Source organism: Lachnoclostridium phytofermentans (genome assembly GCF_000733755.1).
Taxonomy (GTDB): domain Bacteria; phylum Bacillota; class Clostridia; order Lachnospirales; family Lachnospiraceae; genus Lachnoclostridium; species Lachnoclostridium phytofermentans_A.
Map to the genome: position 1 here is coordinate 244,765 of NZ_JPOF01000007.1, position 16,182 is coordinate 260,946.

The following is a 16,182-nucleotide window of genomic DNA, read 5'->3' on the forward strand; positions in this document are numbered from 1 at the left end:
GCATGGAGCGAGAAATTGATTGCAAACTTATCATAAGTCAGCTGAATACAAAAGAATTTAACGAAATGGAAGAAAGAAAAAGCGAAGCAAAAGAGTACTGGGATAAGATAGCGAAACCGCTCTATGGATTAGGTTATTTAGAGGATGCGATTGCAACACTAGTTTCTGTCAATCCTAAGATTACGCTTACGAAGCGTTGCTGTCTGGTTTTTTGTGCGGACAATGGAATAGTAGCACAGGGCGTTACCCAGACTGGAAGTGAAGTGACAGCGGTTGTAGCTAGGAATATTCTTCATGGAAGAGCGAGTATTAATCATTTTGCTAAGGTGGCAAATACAGAAGTTATTCCAGTTGATGTCGGTATGCTTACAGAAGTGGATGGAATGCGTAATGTAAAGTCAAGAAGAGGAACAAGAGACTTTTCTAGGATGGAAGCCATGACAGAAGAGGAGTTATATAGGTGTATTGAAGCAGGTATTCTGTTAGTGAAAGAATGCCAAGAATCAGGTTATGAAATTATTGCTACCGGGGAGATGGGGATTGGAAATACGACAACTAGCAGTGCTGTTACGGCTGCCCTCCTTAAAGTTCCTGCAAAGGATGTAACAGGAAAGGGTGCCGGACTTAGTAAAGAAGGAATTTTTCATAAGGCAAAGATTATAGAAGAGGCAATTATCCGTCATAATTTAAAGCCGGAGGAACCTTTGGAGGTCTTAAAAAAGGTTGGAGGATTTGATTTGGCTGCCATGGTTGGTGTCTTTCTTGGAGGAGCCTTTTATGAAGTACCTATTATTATCGATGGCTTTATCTCATCAGTGGCTGCACTACTTGCAACCAGATTGTGTAGATCCTGCCAATACACAATGGTAGCTTCTCATCAGTCAGGAGAACCAGCGGCACAAAGGATACTTGACGAACTAAAACTTAATCCTATCATCCAGTGCCGTCTTTCGTTAGGAGAAGGAACCGGAGCAGTTGCAGTGATGCCGCTACTGGAAATGGCACTAAGTGAATACCGTAGTATGCCAACCTTTTCAGAGATACAAATCAAGGAGTATAAGCCATTATGAGATACTTAATCACTGGAGGCAGCGGGAGTGGTAAGTCTGCCTATGCAGAAGAATTGGCTTCCACTCTTTTATTGCCTGTGTACTATCTGGCTACGATGCAAGCGTATGGGGAGGAAGGAAAGAAGCGTGTGAAAAGACATCGTTCCTTACGAAGCGGAAGAAACTTTCATACGATTGAGAAGTCCTTAGCGGTAAATGAAGTAACCATTCCGAAAGAAAGTGTTGTATTACTGGAATGCTTATCGAACCTTCTGGCGAATGAAATGTTTGATCCAATGGGAATTGGAACAGATGGGATAGTGGATGGGGTGTTAAAACAAGTGAAGCTACTTTCTGAAACTACAACACACTTAATTGTTGTATCCAATGATATTGGTTTTGATGGATTTGTTTACGACGAGGGTACTTCCTTGTATATCAAAGCGCTCGGAGAGCTACACGCGAGATTAGCGGAAAACTTTGAGAATGTAATTGAAGTAGTTTGTGGGATTCCTTTGAATCATAAGGCGATGGTGCCAGAATAGAGGTTATTATGAAGTGGTTAAATTCATTATGGATTGCATTTAGCATGTATTCTAAGATTAGAGTTCCTAGGAAGGAATGGGAAGAATCCTCCATGCGATATGCGATATGCTTCTTTCCAATGATAGGAGGTGTCATTGGAGGAGTATTCTTTCTGACCTATCAAATAGGTCATCTTCTTACTCTTAGTGATATTTTAATTGCAGCATTGCTAACTGCAATTCCGATTTTGATAACCGGAGGAATTCATATGGATGGTTATTGCGATACCATGGATGCCATTTCTTCTTATCAACCCAAAGAAAGAAGATTAGAAATTTTAAAGGATCCACATTCTGGTGCATTTGCGATCATTCACAGCGTAGTTTATTTTATATTGTATTTTGGAATGGTATCCATATTAACGGTTAAAAGCAGTATAATCCTTGCCATATTCTTTGTTGTATCGAGAGCCTTAAGTGGTTTAGCGGTGGTTCGATTTCAGACAGCAAAGAAAGATGGATTGGTAGCAACATTTCAGCAAGCAGCGCACAAAAAGAAGGTAACAATTAGTATGGTTATCTACTTAGTACTTGCGATAACAGGTATGTTATTGGTTTCTCCGGTTCTAGCAGCCGTAGGCATGCTGGCTGCTTTGTATTGTTTTTTTCACTATAAGAAATTGTCATATCAATTGTTTGGTGGTACGACAGGAGATTTAGCAGGTTACTTTTTAGTGCGTTGTGAATTGATAGCTGGATTGGCTGTTGTAATTACAGAAGGAGTGATAATCTATGGAGCTGGTCATTGGTGGTAGAGCCTCAGGAAAATTAGAATATACTAGGAAGATTTCAGGATTACCGATGGATACTGTTGCAGATGGCGTAATAGATGAGACAAAGCAGATTCTCTATTCTTTACAGGAACTCATTCGGGACTGGATGAAGGTAGATTATCCTTCATTTACAGAAGAAGAGATGATAGTAAAATATCTGGAACGACTTTGCAGATATCTAGAGAAAACTCCGAATTGTTTTATTCTCTGCGATGAAGTTGGACTTGGTGTAGTGCCTATGGAAGCTTTTGAAAGGAGTTATCGGGAGGTAGTTGGGCGAGTACTCTGTGAGATTGCCAAGCTTAGTAGAAAAGTACACCGTGTATATTATGGAATTGGAGTGATAATAAAAGATGAAGCAAATTGCACTTATTAGGCATGGGCTAACGCAAGGAAATCTCCGCAAATGCTATCTTGGTAAGACGGACGAACCCTTATGTGAAGAGGGAATCAATGAACTTTTATCAAAGAAAATAAGAGGTTTCTATCCAGATGCAGAAAACATTTATTGTTCTCCGATGCTTCGCTGCCAGATGACCGTAAATTTACTTTATCCTAACAGAGAATTTAAACTGGTATCTGATTTTAGAGAATGTGATTTTGGTCTATTTGAGGGGAAGAATTATAAGCAGCTTTCCGTGGAGCCATTATATCAGCAATGGATTGATTCGAATGGAAAGGCTCCGTTCCCATTAGGAGAATCAAGAGAAGCCTTTGAATACCGCTGCAGGGAAGCTTATAAACAAGTGATTAAGGAACTTTACCAAGAGACAACAACCTCAAATAATAAAATAAACAGAACTGTTGACGCAGTTTTTATCGTCCATGGTGGAACTATCATGGCTATCTTATCCGCATTCGCAATAGAAATGAAAGATTATTATGCCTGGGGCTGTGAGAATGGGAATGGATATCTGCTAACCGCTATGGAAGATGGAAGGTTAGAAGTAATTTCCGAGACTTAGGGGGGACGGATAGTTAGAGATAGCACGGATGGTTAGGATGGTGTGAAAATAAAATTAATTATCACACGCAAGAAGTACTTGAATAGCACTAATCCGTCAGGTGCAAAATACAAGCACAAGAATGGAGAATTTTATGGATTTAACAATTTTAGCATTTTTCTTAGGATTTCTCATAGATTTAATCCTTGGAGACCCTCATTCTATTCCACATCCAGTATGCTTTATTGGAAAGCTGATATCTTCTAGTGAAAAGATGTTACGAACATATTTTCCAAAAACGAAACGTGGTGAATTGATTGCTGGAGGCTTTCTTTGCGTTGTAGTAATCAGCATCTCAGGATTCCTACCTTTTTTATGTCTGTATTTTTCTGGATTACTTCATCCAATGGTAAGGCTTATTCTGGAGACAGTGATGTGCTACCAGATTTTTGCTACCAAATCACTCCGTGTAGAAAGCATGAAAGTTTATAAGGAATTAGATAAGGAGGATCTTACAAAGGCAAGATATCAGCTTTCCATGATTGTCGGTAGAGATACGAAATCTTTAACGGAAGAAGGAATTATAAAGGCAGCTGTAGAAACTGTGGCGGAGAATACTTCGGATGGAATTATAGCACCAATGCTTTATCTAGCACTGGGAGGACCTGTTTTAGGATTTATTTATAAAGCAATTAACACCATGGATTCTATGGTTGCCTATAAGAATGAGAGATATCTTTATTTTGGTAGGGTAGCAGCTAGGTTGGATGATGTAGCTAATTTTATCCCATCAAGAGTATCTGCCTTGTTTATGATTTTGGCTAGTGGTATTTGTAAGATATATTATGCTATCTTTTCTTCCAATATGGAAGGTAAGATATATTCCATGAAGAGAGCAGTCAAAACCTTTTTAAAATATCGTTATCAACATGCCAGTCCGAATTCTGCCCAAACGGAAGCAGTTTGTGCAGGAGCCCTTGGAATACAGTTAGCAGGAGATGCTTATTATCATGGAGTTCTACATAAAAAGGAGTTCATTGGTGATTCGGTCAGAAAGATTCAAAAGAATGATATCAAAAGAGCCAATGTATTATTATATGTAAGTGCATTCCTTTGTATGGGTGTCTGCCTGATTGTTAAAATCGGGATGCTGTAAACAGGATACATCAAGTCCATTCCGTAAGTGTGTATACAGTAAGTTTGTGTCTGCAATATAACCATAAACATGTACGTGCAAGAAAAATTAATTTTACGTATGTGCAGAAATGAGGTCAAATATGTTATTACATCAGGAAAATCCCCATGGAGGTGATATCTACCGTCAAAAGATACGGTTAGATTATTCTGCAAATTTAAATCCCTTTGGTACCCCACCTTTGGTAAAGGAAGCTATCATTAAGGCAAGCGAATGTCTTTCTCAATATCCGGACCCTTATTGTGAGGAACTAAGACAGGCGATTGCTAGGAAGGAAAAGGTATCAAAGGAGCTTATATTCTGTGGAAATGGTGCTGCAGAATTAATTTTTTCCTATGCGATTGCAACTAAGCCTAAGAAGGTACTAATAATAGCTCCAACGTTTTGTGAGTATGCGCAGTCACTAAACGGTCTGGAAGCAGAGATTACTTATTATTATTTAAAGGAAGAGAGGGGATTCACTCTTCCCAAAGATATTTTAGATAGGATTACAAGAGAACTCGATACTGTTTATTTATGTAATCCCAATAATCCCACTGGGAAATGTGTTTCCTATGATTTGTTAAAAAAACTACTTATGAAATGCAAAGAGCACAGTGTCAGACTATTTGTGGATGAGTGCTTTTTAGAATGGGTAAGGGGTGCAATTTCGCTGGTAGGGGAATGTAGCAAGTATCCAAACTTATTTGTACTAAAAGCGTTTACAAAAAGTTATGGGATGGCGGGTGTTCGGTTAGGTTACGCAATTTGTTCTGATTACGAACTCTATCAGAGGATGAGTGAAACTAGTCAAACTTGGAATGTATCTACCTGTGCGCAGCTTGCAGGAATAGCCGCTTGTAAATGTGAAGATTTTTTTCTAAAAGCTAAGACACAGATTGAGTTAGAGAGAAGTAGGTTACTTCATGGTATAAAAGAATGTAATATACAGGTCATAGAAGGAGAAGCAAATTTTCTCTTACTGAAAGCAAAAATTGACTTATATAACAAATTATTAGAGCGTGGAATCTTAATACGAGACTGCAGTAATTTTATTGGATTGACCAAAGGCTACTATCGTATCGCAATAAAATCAAAAGAAGAGAATGATATTTTGATAAAAGAAATGAAAGAACTAAGCAATAAAAACTAAGTAATAAAAAATGTGAAGGAGAGCAGCCATGGCAAAGTCAATAATGATACAGGGAACCATGTCCAGTGCAGGGAAGAGCCTTTTAGTAACAGCTCTTTGCCGTATTCTAAAGCAGGATGGCTATAAGGTGGCTCCATTTAAGTCACAAAACATGGCTTTAAATTCCTTTATTACGGAAGATGGTTATGAGATGGGAAGAGCACAAGTGGTACAGGCGGAGGCAGCAGGTATAAAGCCAAGCGTATTGATGAATCCAATTCTTCTTAAGCCGACGACTGATGTTGGTTCTCAGGTCATAGTAAATGGAGAAGTACGTGGCAATATGACAGCTTCTAACTACTTTAAATACAAGAAAGAACTTATTCCTGAAATTATGCATGCATATCATACGCTTGAGAAAGAGTATGACATCATTGTAATTGAAGGTGCAGGAAGTCCTGCGGAAATCAACTTAAAATCAGAAGACATCGTAAACATGGGAATGGCACGTATGGCAAAAGCTCCAGTTCTTTTAGTGGGGGATATCGACAGAGGCGGAGTATTTGCCCAATTATATGGAACCATTGCTCTATTAGAGGAAGAAGAACGTGCGATGGTGAAAGGAATGATTATTAACAAGTTCCGTGGAGATGTAAAAATTTTAGAACCTGGTCTTACGATGCTAAGTGATAGGCTAAATCCAATTGCTGATATTCCTTTTGTTGGAGTGGTTCCCTATACGAAGGTTGATATTGAAGAAGAGGATAGTATCTCGGAACGTTTTCTTAAAAAGATGGCAAAAAAGATTGATATCGCTGTGATTCGTCTACCAAGAATCTCAAATTATACTGACTTTCACAATCTGGAACGTTTTCCGAACGTATCAGTTCGATATATAGCGAAGGTTTCTGAACTATTAGAACCTGATATGATTATCTTACCAGGAACGAAAAATACAATTGCTGATTTAAAATTTTTAAGGGAATCTGGTCTTGAGGCTGCCATTTTAAAGGCACAAGCGAAAGAAAGCTTAATTTTTGGTATCTGTGGTGGTTATCAGATGTTAGGGGAAATGCTTCGTGACCCTTTTGGAGTAGAAGGTGGTGGAGAGATAAAAGGGCTATCCTTGCTCCCTGTAGATACTGTTTTTTCTAAAGAAAAAATTAGAAAGCAAAACAGAGGAACTTTTGGTGAAGTAACGGGTATGCTATCTGGATTAACCGGGAAAACTTATCAGGGGTATGAAATTCATATGGGAGAGAGTACATGGATATCCAAAGTCCCAGTTAATGATGGCTCTTTCTCAGATAAAGCTGCTAAAAAGTATGTGGAGGATAGAGCTATCACTTCTGTTTTACGATCCAATGGAGATAACGTATATGGAACCTATCTGCATGGTATTTTTGACGAAGAGGGTATTTGCAAAGAAATCATAGGTACCCTTTGTGAGAAAAAAGGGATTGCTTTGGATGAAATTTTTGAATTCAGTTATAAAAAACATAAAGAAGAGCAGTATGATAAGTTAGCAGATGCTGTAAGAGATGCTCTAGATATGGAAAAAATTTATCAGATTATGGAGGAAGGCGTATGAAAGAAACAGGAATGATTCATATTTATTGTGGTGATGGAAAGGGAAAAACTACTGCTGCTATGGGATTATCCGTACGTGCAGCTGGAAGTGGTTTAAAAGTCCTTATCGTACAGTTTTTTAAGGATGGAACTTCATCAGAGTTTCAAATCCTTCGTGAGGTTCCTAACATTACTGTTTTAACAGAGAAACGAAACTTTGGATTTTTTAAGTTTATGAAAGAAGAGGATAAGATAGTTGCAAAGCAAGCATATCAGGATCTCTTGCAAAAAGCTGTCGCAATGGCAAAAGATGTTGATATTTTGATTTTGGATGAAATCATATCTACGTATAACTATGAAATGATTCATAGAGACACGCTAGTAGAATTTTTAAAAGAAAAACCAAGAGATTTGGAAGTGATTCTTACAGGAAGAGATCCCAAGGAGGAATTACTTGATCTTGCTGACTACGTTACCGAGATGAAGAAAATAAAGCATCCTTATGACAAAAATCAACCAGCGCGATTAGGAATTGAATTTTAATAAAGATATCAGAGAAGAAAGAGTGGCAAAGTCACTTTATACATAGATAGGAAATTGCAACGCAATTTCTTATCTGTGAAAAACTCTCAGAGGGATGCGCACTCACCCTAGGGGTTCGGCGCGACAAACTATTTTCACCTCTAAGTATAAGATTTGATAAGCCTGAGTGGCGATACTAGGAAGCTTGACCTTCTTTAATTATCGCACTATAATAAGAATAATCAGAAGTTGAATTTTAAAACTCTGATAAAAGTTAATTTTTGCAATGTTAACAGCTATAATATAAAAATTTACATATAATTAAGGAGGTAATAAAAATGAGCGTAACAATTGGTGTTTTTGTTGGTAGTCTAAGAAGAGATTCCTTTTGTAAAAAGGTAGCAGCAACCTTTCATTCTCTTATGCCAGAAAAATATGAAATGAAAATAATTGATATCAGTAAGTTACAGATGTTTAATCAAGATTTTGATGAGGATGGGACAACCCCGAAGGAATGGGAGAATTTCCGAAAAGAAGTAAAAGAATTGGATGGTTTTTTGTTTGTAACACCAGAATACAATCGTTCAATTCCACCTGTTCTTAAGAATGCATTAGACATTGCTTCAAGGCCATATGGGCAAAATGTATGGTCAGGTAAGCCAGGAGCTATCCTAAGTGTTTCACCAGGAAATATAGGAGGATTTGGCGCAAATCATCATTTACGTCAAGTATTATCATTTTTAAACGTATATACGATGCAGCAACCAGAAGCTTATCTTTCGAATATCGTAGATAGTTTAGATGAACAGGGAAATATCTCAAGTGATAGAACAATTAAGTATATGCAAGAGATTGCAGGTGCTTTTGATGCTTGGTTGGATAAATTTATTGTGAAATAAAAGCTTTATCACCTAAATTATTCATGTTGATTTCATTCGTGCTGTGTTTCATTCCTTTGTGCAGTGTTTCTTTCCTTTGCACCTTTGTGGAAATAACGTTGAAGGATACTAACAATGTTCACATGAATAATTTAGGTTAGTGGGTGTAGTTTGAATTAGCATTTTACCTTGAGCCAATTTACTTGATATAAGTAATAGAATAAGCTACATGATGTAAACAATACAAAATATCTACTTGAAAATATAGAATAAATAGTTTATAATAAGCAAAACTATAAGTTATAGCGGTGATGATAAAAGCTACGATTTTGGTATTTGTTCAGAGAGCCGATGGTTGGTGAGAATCGGTCAAAGAAAAAATCTTTCCACTTTTGGAGCCGGCAGTGAAAGCTGCAAGGTTAGTACCCTTTAGAGTACTTTATTGAGTGGCCGAGTTATCGGCAATTTGGGTGGCAACGCGGAATCCTTTCGTCCCATGTGAAAATGCATGAGGTGAAAGGTTTTTTTATATCCTTTTTACCTCAGCACGCAATGTGACAGGCGATATAGAAATAACTTTCTTCAGAGTAAAATTAGGAAAGAATAAGACAATAATTTATCTTTAAATATCACAGTCACGAGATACATTAATTTACTGTAACGTAAAAAGGAGGATACACATGTTAGATTTAAAATTTGTTAGAGAAAATCCTGAAATCGTAAAACAAAACATTAAAAATAAGTTTCAGGATCATAAGCTTCCATTAGTAGATGAGGTTATTGAATTAGATGTGGAGTCAAGAAATGCAAAAGGAGAAGCAGACAACTTAAGAGCGGATCGTAATGCAATTTCTAAAAAAATCGGTGGTTTAATGGCTCAGGGAAAACGAGAAGAAGCGGAAGAGATGAAGAAACTTGTTACAAAAGAGTCTGAGCGTTTAGCCGAGCTTGAAGCAAGAGAAACTGAGCTTCAGGAAAGAATTAAGACAATCATGATGACACTTCCAAACATCATTGACGAAAGCGTACCAATTGGGAAAGATGATAGTGAAAATGTGGAGATCAAGCGTTATGGTGAGCCTGTGGTTCCTGATTTCGAGATTCCTTATCATGCAGAAATTATGGAAAAATTCAATGGCTTAGATCTTGATAGTGCTAGAAAAGTAGCAGGAAATGGCTTCTATTATTTAATGGGAGATATCGCAAGACTTCACTCTGCAGTAATTTCTTATGCAAGAGATTTCATGATTGATCGTGGATTTACTTACTGTATCCCTCCATTTATGATTCGTAGCGATGTTGTTACTGGCGTTATGAGTTTTGCTGAGATGGATGCCATGATGTATAAGATTGAAGGGGAAGACCTTTACCTTATTGGAACAAGTGAACATTCCATGATTGGTAAGTTCATCGATACTATTTTACCAGAAGAGACACTTCCACAAACATTAACAAGCTATTCTCCATGTTTCCGTAAAGAAAAAGGGGCTCATGGTATTGAGGAGAGAGGAGTTTATCGTATCCATCAATTCGAGAAGCAGGAAATGATTGTAGTATGTAAACCTGAAGAAAGTATGATGTGGTTTGAGAAGCTATGGCAAAATACTGTTGATTTATTCCGTTCTTTGGATATTCCTGTGCGTACCCTAGAGTGCTGTTCTGGTGATCTTGCAGACCTTAAGGTAAAATCCATCGACGTAGAAGCATGGTCTCCAAGACAGAAGAAGTACTTCGAAGTTGGTAGCTGTTCTAATCTTGGCGATGCTCAGGCTCGTCGTTTAAAAATACGTGTGGTTGGTGAAGGTGGCAAGTACTTTGCTCATACTCTTAACAACACAGTAGTTGCTCCACCAAGAATGTTAATTGCATTCTTAGAGAATAACTTAAATGCGGACGGCAGCGTAAACATTCCAAAAGCATTACAGCCATATATGGGCGGAAAGACCGTAATCAAATAAGAAGCATCAAATAGATATATATAGCTAAAATAAAAATGCCAAGGTAACATTAGATTTCTAAATTACTTTGGCATATTTTATGTAATTGAATGCAATCTACTATTTGGGAATACGGTGAAACGTTGTATAAGTAGAATAGGAGTTTTAGATGCAAAAGAACACAAAAGAAATAAAGAAAAATCAAGACCATGTCATGAAAACACTTCTCATGGTTGCAATTCCAATTGCCTTACAGAACTTAATTAATGTAGGAGTAAGTACCGCGGATACATTGATGATTGGAAATATTAGTGAGGTGCAGTTATCGGGAATCTCCCAGGCGAATTTGGTCTATTTTATTTTTACTACAGTATTGTTTGGACTGGCATCTGGTTCTGTAGTATTGAATGCTCAATACTTTGGTAAAAAGGAAATGGAGCCAATTAAAACTATATTAGGATTTATGATTCGTGTTGGTATCATTATGGGAGCCCTGATGGGACTGGTTGTGCTTGCCTTTCCAAATCAAGCAATGTCTATTTTTACGAATGAACCTGAAGTTATTATGTATGGCTCAAAATATCTTCGTATCATTGGTTTTTCTTATCTATTCTCTGGTTTTACCGGAGTGTATTTAATGGGGCTTCGTAGTATTAAGAATGTAAAAATTTCAATGTACATCTATGGAATCTCACTAATCACCAATGTGATATTGAATTATATCTTTATCTATGGAAAACTAGGATTTCCACGAATGGAGATTGAAGGAGCGGCAATCGCGACCCTAATTTGTAGAATTCTAGAGAGTGTTTTAGTTGTTATTTATATGTATAAAGGTGAGAAAGTACTTAAGATGAGATTATCTTACATATTTAAGAAATCAAGACAGTATTTTCGATCTTTGGTACGTTATAGTGCACCCGTCCTTATGAGTGAGGTAAACTGGGGACTTGGTATTGCTGTACAGTCTGCAATTATAGGCCGCATGGGTGTTAGTTTCCTTACAGCCTCCAGCCTCATTAATGTGGTACAACAGCTAGCCGGAATCATTATGATTGGTATTGGTGTAGGATCAAGTATCATCATAGGAAATCTAATTGGGGAAGGACGAGAAGAAGACGCGAAAAAGCTAGCCAATAAGTTAATACGTGTCAGTGTGGTATTAGGTGGGATTGTTGCTTTTGCTGTAATCTTATTGCGTCCAATCGCTCCAACCTTTATTGAGGCTTCCAAGGAAACAGCGGAATTGATTCGTCAAATGCTGTTTGTATCTGCTTACCTCTTATTCTTTCAAGCCTTATCTGTATTAACTATGGCCGGAATATTACGTGGAGCAGGGGATACCCTTTACTGTGCTACATTTGATGTATTGACCTTATGGATAATAAAACTTGGCGGTGGATTACTTGCAACCCTTGTACTTCATCTTCCGCCAGTATGGGTTTACTTTATACTAAGCAGTGATGAGTGTGTGAAAGCACTCTTTACGGTACCTCGTGTCTTAAAGGGGCGTTGGATTCATGATACAACACTTCATTAAGGTTATCAGGTCTTCCAAAGCAACAAGTGATTGGAACCGGAACAGCGATTGATTCAGCCAGATTAAAGCATTTTCTAGGTGATATTCTACATGTTAATCCAAGAAGCATACAGGCTTATACGATGGGAGAGCATGGAGGTTCACAGATGTGCCTTGGTCATCTACTGTTAGAATATCATATATATTAGTGTATAAATTGGTGTTTGAGATACACTGAATCAAGAAATAAATATGTCGAAAGAAGTCGATTATGAATGATCGATTTCTTTCGTCTTATCTGATAAAATTATATTGAGAAAGTAAGAGAGTGAAAGATTTTAATTTGACTACATAATTATCATACTTTCATTAAGCAGGTTTGTGTCCGTGCTGCATCCACAAACTAAATATACATAGTATCTTGCAAGCAAGACAATAAGCAGCGCAGAAGAGGGAGGAAAAGAATGCAAAGATTAATAACAGAGGCATTACGTAATCAATTTGACTCCACATTTCATATGGCGCATGTACTTGTTAACATTTGCCCGGAGGATGTTTGGGCATCCTCATATCATGAGGTGCCATTTTGGCAGCAGGTATTTCATTATGTTTTTTTTATCGATTTCTGGATGCGTGAACGATACGATGAAAGTGAGTGGCGTTCCATGATTTTCGAGGAGGCTTATACCCCGGATTTGTATGGTAAAAGTTTTGAAGGACTCTTTATTTCTAAAGAGAAAATGCAGGAGTACCTTGAGGAAATTCAAAAGAAGACGACACGTATTTTTGATTCTTTAGAGGATGAAAAACTGGGTACTTCAGTTTACAATAATCATCCACTATATACCTATGCTGATGTAATTGTTGGTCAAATAAGGCATATCATGTATAATATCGGTTATCTAAATGACATCTTACGAGGGCTAGGGCTTCCAGAATCTGATTGGTACGCTTATAATGAGAAAGCAGGTTCGTAGAAAGTGTTTTTACGAGAAGTAAGGAATTTGTAGGAAACCTAGAGGAAGTCGTTAAATTATTAGAAAATAATGGTTGACATCTAGTAAATGAGGTGTTATTCTAAACAGAAATATTTTAAGGAGTCAGATCAAACATGAGAAATTTTGTATACGTCTTTTCCATTTGTATTCTAGAACTAAGACATTAGCCGTGGCTATGATGCATAGTCACAAAAACAGGGATTATCCCTGTGGCAGAGATGTCTTTTGAGGCTATGCGGTAAAGACGATACAATACAATATAGTTGTAGTTGAAACCGCTATGATAACGTAACAGGAGTATTATATTCTGAAACGTTAGGGATAGCGGTTTTTTTAACTCATAACAAGGAAAAGTCCGCGAAGCGTGCTTATTCTTACAGTAATTTCATTTCATCATGTTCTGACTAACAAGGGAGGAGAACTATGGAGCAGAGAATGATAATTCAGGCACAGAATTTATCTAAGACATTCCGAGTGAAAGAAAAACGAAAAGGGCTTAGGGGAAGCCTTCGTTCTATTGTAAAGCCAAGTTATAAGGAAATTAAAGCGGTGGAGGATATCAGTTTTCATATCGCAGAAGGTGAGATTATCGCATTTATTGGCCCAAATGGAGCTGGAAAAAGCACCACGATTAAGATGCTAACCGGAATCCTATATCCAAGTGGCGGAGAAGCCATGGTGGATGATATCAATCCCTGCAAAAAAAGAAAACAGCTTGCCTATAAGATAGGTACCGTCTTCGGGCAGAAGGAGCAGCTATGGACGCATCTAACTCCCTACGATAATTTCAAGTTCTTTGGGGCTGTGTATGACATCGCAGAGAAAGAAGTAGAAGCCCGGATAGAGGAACTAAAAAGTACCTTCGAATTAAGTGAATTTATCAACACTCCAGTAAGGAATTTATCACTCGGACAGCGCATTCGCTGTGAGATCGTGGCATCCTTAATACATAAACCAAAGATATTATTCTTAGATGAGCCAACGATTGGGCTTGATCCGGTGGTAAAGGAAAATATCCGTACTTTAATTAAGAAGATGAATAAAGATTATGGTATGACAGTATTTTTAACCAGCCATGATGTTGGAGATATCGAGAAATTATGCAAAAGAATTATTATAGTAAATCATGGGAAAATTGTGCTTGATGATTCTATGGAAAAGGTAAAGTACCATTATCTTGATAAGAAAATAATTGAGATAAAGATGAAAGAGGAGATGGCACTTCCAAGAATTGAAGGGGTAACAGTTTTAAAAAGTAAGGGTGTGAATCTAAAGATTGAAGTAGATACGAAGATCATCAGCATTCAAGAAGTTTTAAAATGGCTTGATACAGACAACTTGATGGATATCACAATATCTAATGTTCCACTTGAGAGCATAATTACTCAAATATATAAGGAAAGAAGTTAACTTTAATGCTACTTATTCTTAAAGTCACTTTCAATTGGAAATGGCGCTATGGCCAGAATCGAGGAAATATGAGAAAATATTTGTTTATCTACAAAACAACCTTAATGGAAACCTTACAATATTTAATTAATATTTTTCTAGGATTTATATCCTTTTTTCTTATCATCTTTGTATTTTTAAATCTTTGGCAATACATATATTCTGATTCGTCCAATCTCATCGACGGTTATTCGATGTCGCAGATGGTTTGGTATGTCATACTCACAGAAATTATGTGGTTTGGAAATCGGAACGCAATGCTGACAAACCAAATCAGTAATGATATTAAAAGTGGTTCAATCGCCTACGGGTTAAACAAACCTTATAATTATCTGTATTATACCATAGCAAAGCATTTTGGCGATGTAACAATTAAACTATTTTTATATTTATTTGTCGGTATTATTATGGGGCTAATATTTGCAGGGCGATTACCAAACTTTCAATTTCGAAATCTTCCTTTTATAGCAATCACGTTTTTACTTGGCTTGTTTGTCAATGCTTTAATACGTATTGCGATTAGTATTAGTTCTTTTTGGATAGAGGATGCAAAACCAATCCACTGGATGTACGATAAACTAATCTTGGTGATTGGGACTTTGTTTCCAGTAGAAATGTTTCCTATCTGGCTACAACCGTTCATAAAGTGTTCTCCGATTTTTGTCATCACTTATGGACCAGCCAAGTTAATTATTGATTTTAGTATGGAGATGTTTCTCTCGGTTGTATTTGCGCAGGTTATCTATATTGTAATCGTTGTTTCGATATTAACAGTATTATATCAAAAAGGGGTGAAGCGCTTAAATGTTAACGGTGGCTAAGAAAGAATTAAAATTAGTAGGGTTGTCTGTAAAATATAATTTGATGAAGGAAATGATAAATCGTACCAGCTTTCTAATGAATGTTATTTTTATGATCTTAAATAATGCAAGTTTTATTATTCAATGGCTGATTCTATTCCAGTTAAAAAAGGATATTGGAGGCTATGAGATGAATGATGTTTTAACTCTTTGGGCACTGACAGCTAGTACCTTTGGGATTTCTCATATCTTCTTTTTTGGAGCATATCATCTTCCGAATCTCATAATGAATGGAAAGTTAGATGCTTTTTTAGTTCAGCCAAAGAATACGTTGCTAAGCATTTGCAGTTCAAAGAGCAGTACTTCTGCAATAGGAGACCTAATCTATGGATATTTGGTTATTATAATCTTTGATTTTAGTATTCAAAGACTATTGCTATTTACTTATTTCACTGTTCTAGGTGGAATAACCTTGACAGCTTTTTCAGTAATTGTTGGAAGTTCCTCCTTTTTATTCGTTCGAGGAGATATTCTTGCAGATAATCTCAATGGGGCAATGATTAATTTTTCAACTTATCCTGAAGGAATATTTAAAGGTACTGTTCGACTTTTGCTCTATACCATTATTCCGGTTGGAATTGTAAACTATCTGCCGATTCTAGTATTAAGAGAATTTAAAGCCATTTATCTTGTTGCTGTTACAGTATTTGCAATATGCTTGACAGCCCTTGCTTTTTGGGTATTTCAGAAAGGCTTAAAAAGATATTCCTCTAGTAATCTGATGAGTGCAAGAGTATAATGAGAGAAAAAATTCAAGGAAACTCATTGCTAAGCTTCATAACTTATATTCAGCA

General features: G+C 36.9%; 17 protein-coding genes. All 17 read left to right on the top strand.

All coding sequences use genetic code 11. The features are described 5' to 3' along the window. The first annotated feature begins 2 nt into the window (after positions 1 to 2). Positions 3 to 1,070, top strand: coding sequence for a nicotinate-nucleotide--dimethylbenzimidazole phosphoribosyltransferase (cobT, locus tag CC92_RS0117035; protein WP_029501442.1), 1,068 nt, complete (start codon positions 3 to 5; stop codon positions 1,068 to 1,070). After that, positions 1,067 to 1,594 carry a bifunctional adenosylcobinamide kinase/adenosylcobinamide-phosphate guanylyltransferase gene (locus CC92_RS0117040; RefSeq protein ID WP_029501441.1) on the top strand — a complete coding sequence of 176 codons (528 nt, stop codon included), beginning with the start codon at positions 1,067 to 1,069 and terminating at the stop codon, positions 1,592 to 1,594. Before cobT ends, CC92_RS0117040 begins: the two co-directional genes overlap by 4 nt. A gap of 8 nt (positions 1,595 to 1,602) precedes the next feature. Further along, entirely contained in the window at positions 1,603 to 2,388 is a 786-nt protein-coding gene (locus tag CC92_RS0117045) for an adenosylcobinamide-GDP ribazoletransferase (RefSeq protein ID WP_029501440.1), read from the top strand. Then, the gene (locus CC92_RS21160; RefSeq protein WP_034218547.1) at positions 2,366 to 2,782 is read left to right on the top strand and encodes a bifunctional adenosylcobinamide kinase/adenosylcobinamide-phosphate guanylyltransferase; all 417 of its coding nucleotides are present in this window, start codon (positions 2,366 to 2,368) and stop codon (positions 2,780 to 2,782) included. The genes CC92_RS0117045 and CC92_RS21160 overlap by 23 nt, the downstream gene beginning before the upstream one ends. Continuing rightward, positions 2,760 to 3,371 carry a histidine phosphatase family protein gene (locus tag CC92_RS0117055; RefSeq protein ID WP_029501439.1) on the top strand — a complete coding sequence of 204 codons (612 nt, stop codon included), beginning with the start codon at positions 2,760 to 2,762 and terminating at the stop codon, positions 3,369 to 3,371. The genes CC92_RS21160 and CC92_RS0117055 overlap by 23 nt, the downstream gene beginning before the upstream one ends. A 133-nt stretch (positions 3,372 to 3,504) precedes the next feature. Next, positions 3,505 to 4,506 (top strand): adenosylcobinamide-phosphate synthase CbiB, encoded by a 1,002-nt coding sequence (cbiB, locus tag CC92_RS0117060; RefSeq protein ID WP_029501438.1) that lies wholly within the window; start codon positions 3,505 to 3,507, stop codon positions 4,504 to 4,506. 121 nt (positions 4,507 to 4,627) lie between these two features. Then, positions 4,628 to 5,677: a pyridoxal phosphate-dependent aminotransferase gene (locus CC92_RS0117065; protein WP_029501437.1), complete on the top strand. Its 1,050-nt coding sequence runs from the start codon at positions 4,628 to 4,630 to the stop codon at positions 5,675 to 5,677. Positions 5,678 to 5,705: 28 nt separating this feature from the next. Continuing rightward, positions 5,706 to 7,247 carry a cobyric acid synthase gene (locus CC92_RS0117070; RefSeq protein WP_029501436.1) on the top strand — a complete coding sequence of 514 codons (1,542 nt, stop codon included), beginning with the start codon at positions 5,706 to 5,708 and terminating at the stop codon, positions 7,245 to 7,247. Next, positions 7,244 to 7,768: a cob(I)yrinic acid a,c-diamide adenosyltransferase gene (locus tag CC92_RS0117075; RefSeq protein ID WP_029501435.1), complete on the top strand. Its 525-nt coding sequence runs from the start codon at positions 7,244 to 7,246 to the stop codon at positions 7,766 to 7,768. Before CC92_RS0117070 ends, CC92_RS0117075 begins: the two co-directional genes overlap by 4 nt. 317 nt (positions 7,769 to 8,085) lie before the next feature. Further along, positions 8,086 to 8,646, top strand: a complete 561-nt coding sequence (locus CC92_RS0117080) for an NADPH-dependent FMN reductase (protein WP_029501434.1) — start codon at positions 8,086 to 8,088, stop codon at positions 8,644 to 8,646. A gap of 659 nt (positions 8,647 to 9,305) precedes the next feature. Continuing rightward, on the top strand, positions 9,306 to 10,583 hold the full coding sequence (serS, locus tag CC92_RS0117085; RefSeq protein WP_029501433.1) for a serine--tRNA ligase: 1,278 nt from the start codon (positions 9,306 to 9,308) through the stop codon (positions 10,581 to 10,583). Positions 10,584 to 10,731: 148 nt separating this feature from the next. Further along, positions 10,732 to 12,102 (top strand): MATE family efflux transporter, encoded by a 1,371-nt coding sequence (locus tag CC92_RS0117090; RefSeq protein WP_051650572.1) that lies wholly within the window; start codon positions 10,732 to 10,734, stop codon positions 12,100 to 12,102. Positions 12,103 to 12,128: 26 nt separating this feature from the next. Continuing rightward, positions 12,129 to 12,290: a hypothetical protein gene (locus tag CC92_RS23520; protein ID WP_334290892.1), complete on the top strand. Its 162-nt coding sequence runs from the start codon at positions 12,129 to 12,131 to the stop codon at positions 12,288 to 12,290. Positions 12,291 to 12,545: 255 nt separating this feature from the next. Further along, positions 12,546 to 13,058: a hypothetical protein gene (locus CC92_RS0117095; protein WP_029501431.1), complete on the top strand. Its 513-nt coding sequence runs from the start codon at positions 12,546 to 12,548 to the stop codon at positions 13,056 to 13,058. A gap of 444 nt (positions 13,059 to 13,502) precedes the next feature. After that, positions 13,503 to 14,489 carry an ABC transporter ATP-binding protein gene (locus tag CC92_RS0117100; protein ID WP_081841991.1) on the top strand — a complete coding sequence of 329 codons (987 nt, stop codon included), beginning with the start codon at positions 13,503 to 13,505 and terminating at the stop codon, positions 14,487 to 14,489. A gap of 68 nt (positions 14,490 to 14,557) precedes the next feature. After that, positions 14,558 to 15,349, top strand: a complete 792-nt coding sequence (locus tag CC92_RS0117105) for an ABC transporter permease (protein ID WP_029501429.1) — start codon at positions 14,558 to 14,560, stop codon at positions 15,347 to 15,349. Then, on the top strand, positions 15,333 to 16,127 hold the full coding sequence (locus tag CC92_RS0117110) for an ABC transporter permease (RefSeq protein ID WP_029501428.1): 795 nt from the start codon (positions 15,333 to 15,335) through the stop codon (positions 16,125 to 16,127). Before CC92_RS0117105 ends, CC92_RS0117110 begins: the two co-directional genes overlap by 17 nt. Positions 16,128 to 16,182: the final 55 nt, after the last annotated feature.

What these genes read in the sequence shown, in the direction of transcription:
- CC92_RS0117055 (WP_029501439.1), top strand. Translation starts at nt 2,760, where the DNA reads ATGAAGCAAATTGCACTTATTAGGCATGGGCTAACGCAAGGAAATCTC.
- CC92_RS0117070 (WP_029501436.1), top strand. Translation starts at nt 5,706, where the DNA reads ATGGCAAAGTCAATAATGATACAGGGAACCATGTCCAGTGCAGGGAAG.
- CC92_RS0117105 (WP_029501429.1), top strand. Translation starts at nt 14,558, where the DNA reads ATGAGAAAATATTTGTTTATCTACAAAACAACCTTAATGGAAACCTTA.
- CC92_RS0117110 (WP_029501428.1), top strand. Translation starts at nt 15,333, where the DNA reads ATGTTAACGGTGGCTAAGAAAGAATTAAAATTAGTAGGGTTGTCTGTA.
- CC92_RS0117090 (WP_051650572.1), top strand. Translation starts at nt 10,732, where the DNA reads ATGCAAAAGAACACAAAAGAAATAAAGAAAAATCAAGACCATGTCATG.
- cobT (WP_029501442.1), top strand. Translation starts at nt 3, where the DNA reads ATGGAGCGAGAAATTGATTGCAAACTTATCATAAGTCAGCTGAATACA.
- serS (WP_029501433.1), top strand. Translation starts at nt 9,306, where the DNA reads ATGTTAGATTTAAAATTTGTTAGAGAAAATCCTGAAATCGTAAAACAA.
- cbiB (WP_029501438.1), top strand. Translation starts at nt 3,505, where the DNA reads ATGGATTTAACAATTTTAGCATTTTTCTTAGGATTTCTCATAGATTTA.
- CC92_RS0117100 (WP_081841991.1), top strand. Translation starts at nt 13,503, where the DNA reads ATGGAGCAGAGAATGATAATTCAGGCACAGAATTTATCTAAGACATTC.
- CC92_RS0117075 (WP_029501435.1), top strand. Translation starts at nt 7,244, where the DNA reads ATGAAAGAAACAGGAATGATTCATATTTATTGTGGTGATGGAAAGGGA.
- CC92_RS21160 (WP_034218547.1), top strand. Translation starts at nt 2,366, where the DNA reads ATGGAGCTGGTCATTGGTGGTAGAGCCTCAGGAAAATTAGAATATACT.
- CC92_RS0117095 (WP_029501431.1), top strand. Translation starts at nt 12,546, where the DNA reads ATGCAAAGATTAATAACAGAGGCATTACGTAATCAATTTGACTCCACA.
- CC92_RS0117040 (WP_029501441.1), top strand. Translation starts at nt 1,067, where the DNA reads ATGAGATACTTAATCACTGGAGGCAGCGGGAGTGGTAAGTCTGCCTAT.
- CC92_RS0117065 (WP_029501437.1), top strand. Translation starts at nt 4,628, where the DNA reads ATGTTATTACATCAGGAAAATCCCCATGGAGGTGATATCTACCGTCAA.
- CC92_RS0117080 (WP_029501434.1), top strand. Translation starts at nt 8,086, where the DNA reads ATGAGCGTAACAATTGGTGTTTTTGTTGGTAGTCTAAGAAGAGATTCC.
- CC92_RS0117045 (WP_029501440.1), top strand. Translation starts at nt 1,603, where the DNA reads ATGAAGTGGTTAAATTCATTATGGATTGCATTTAGCATGTATTCTAAG.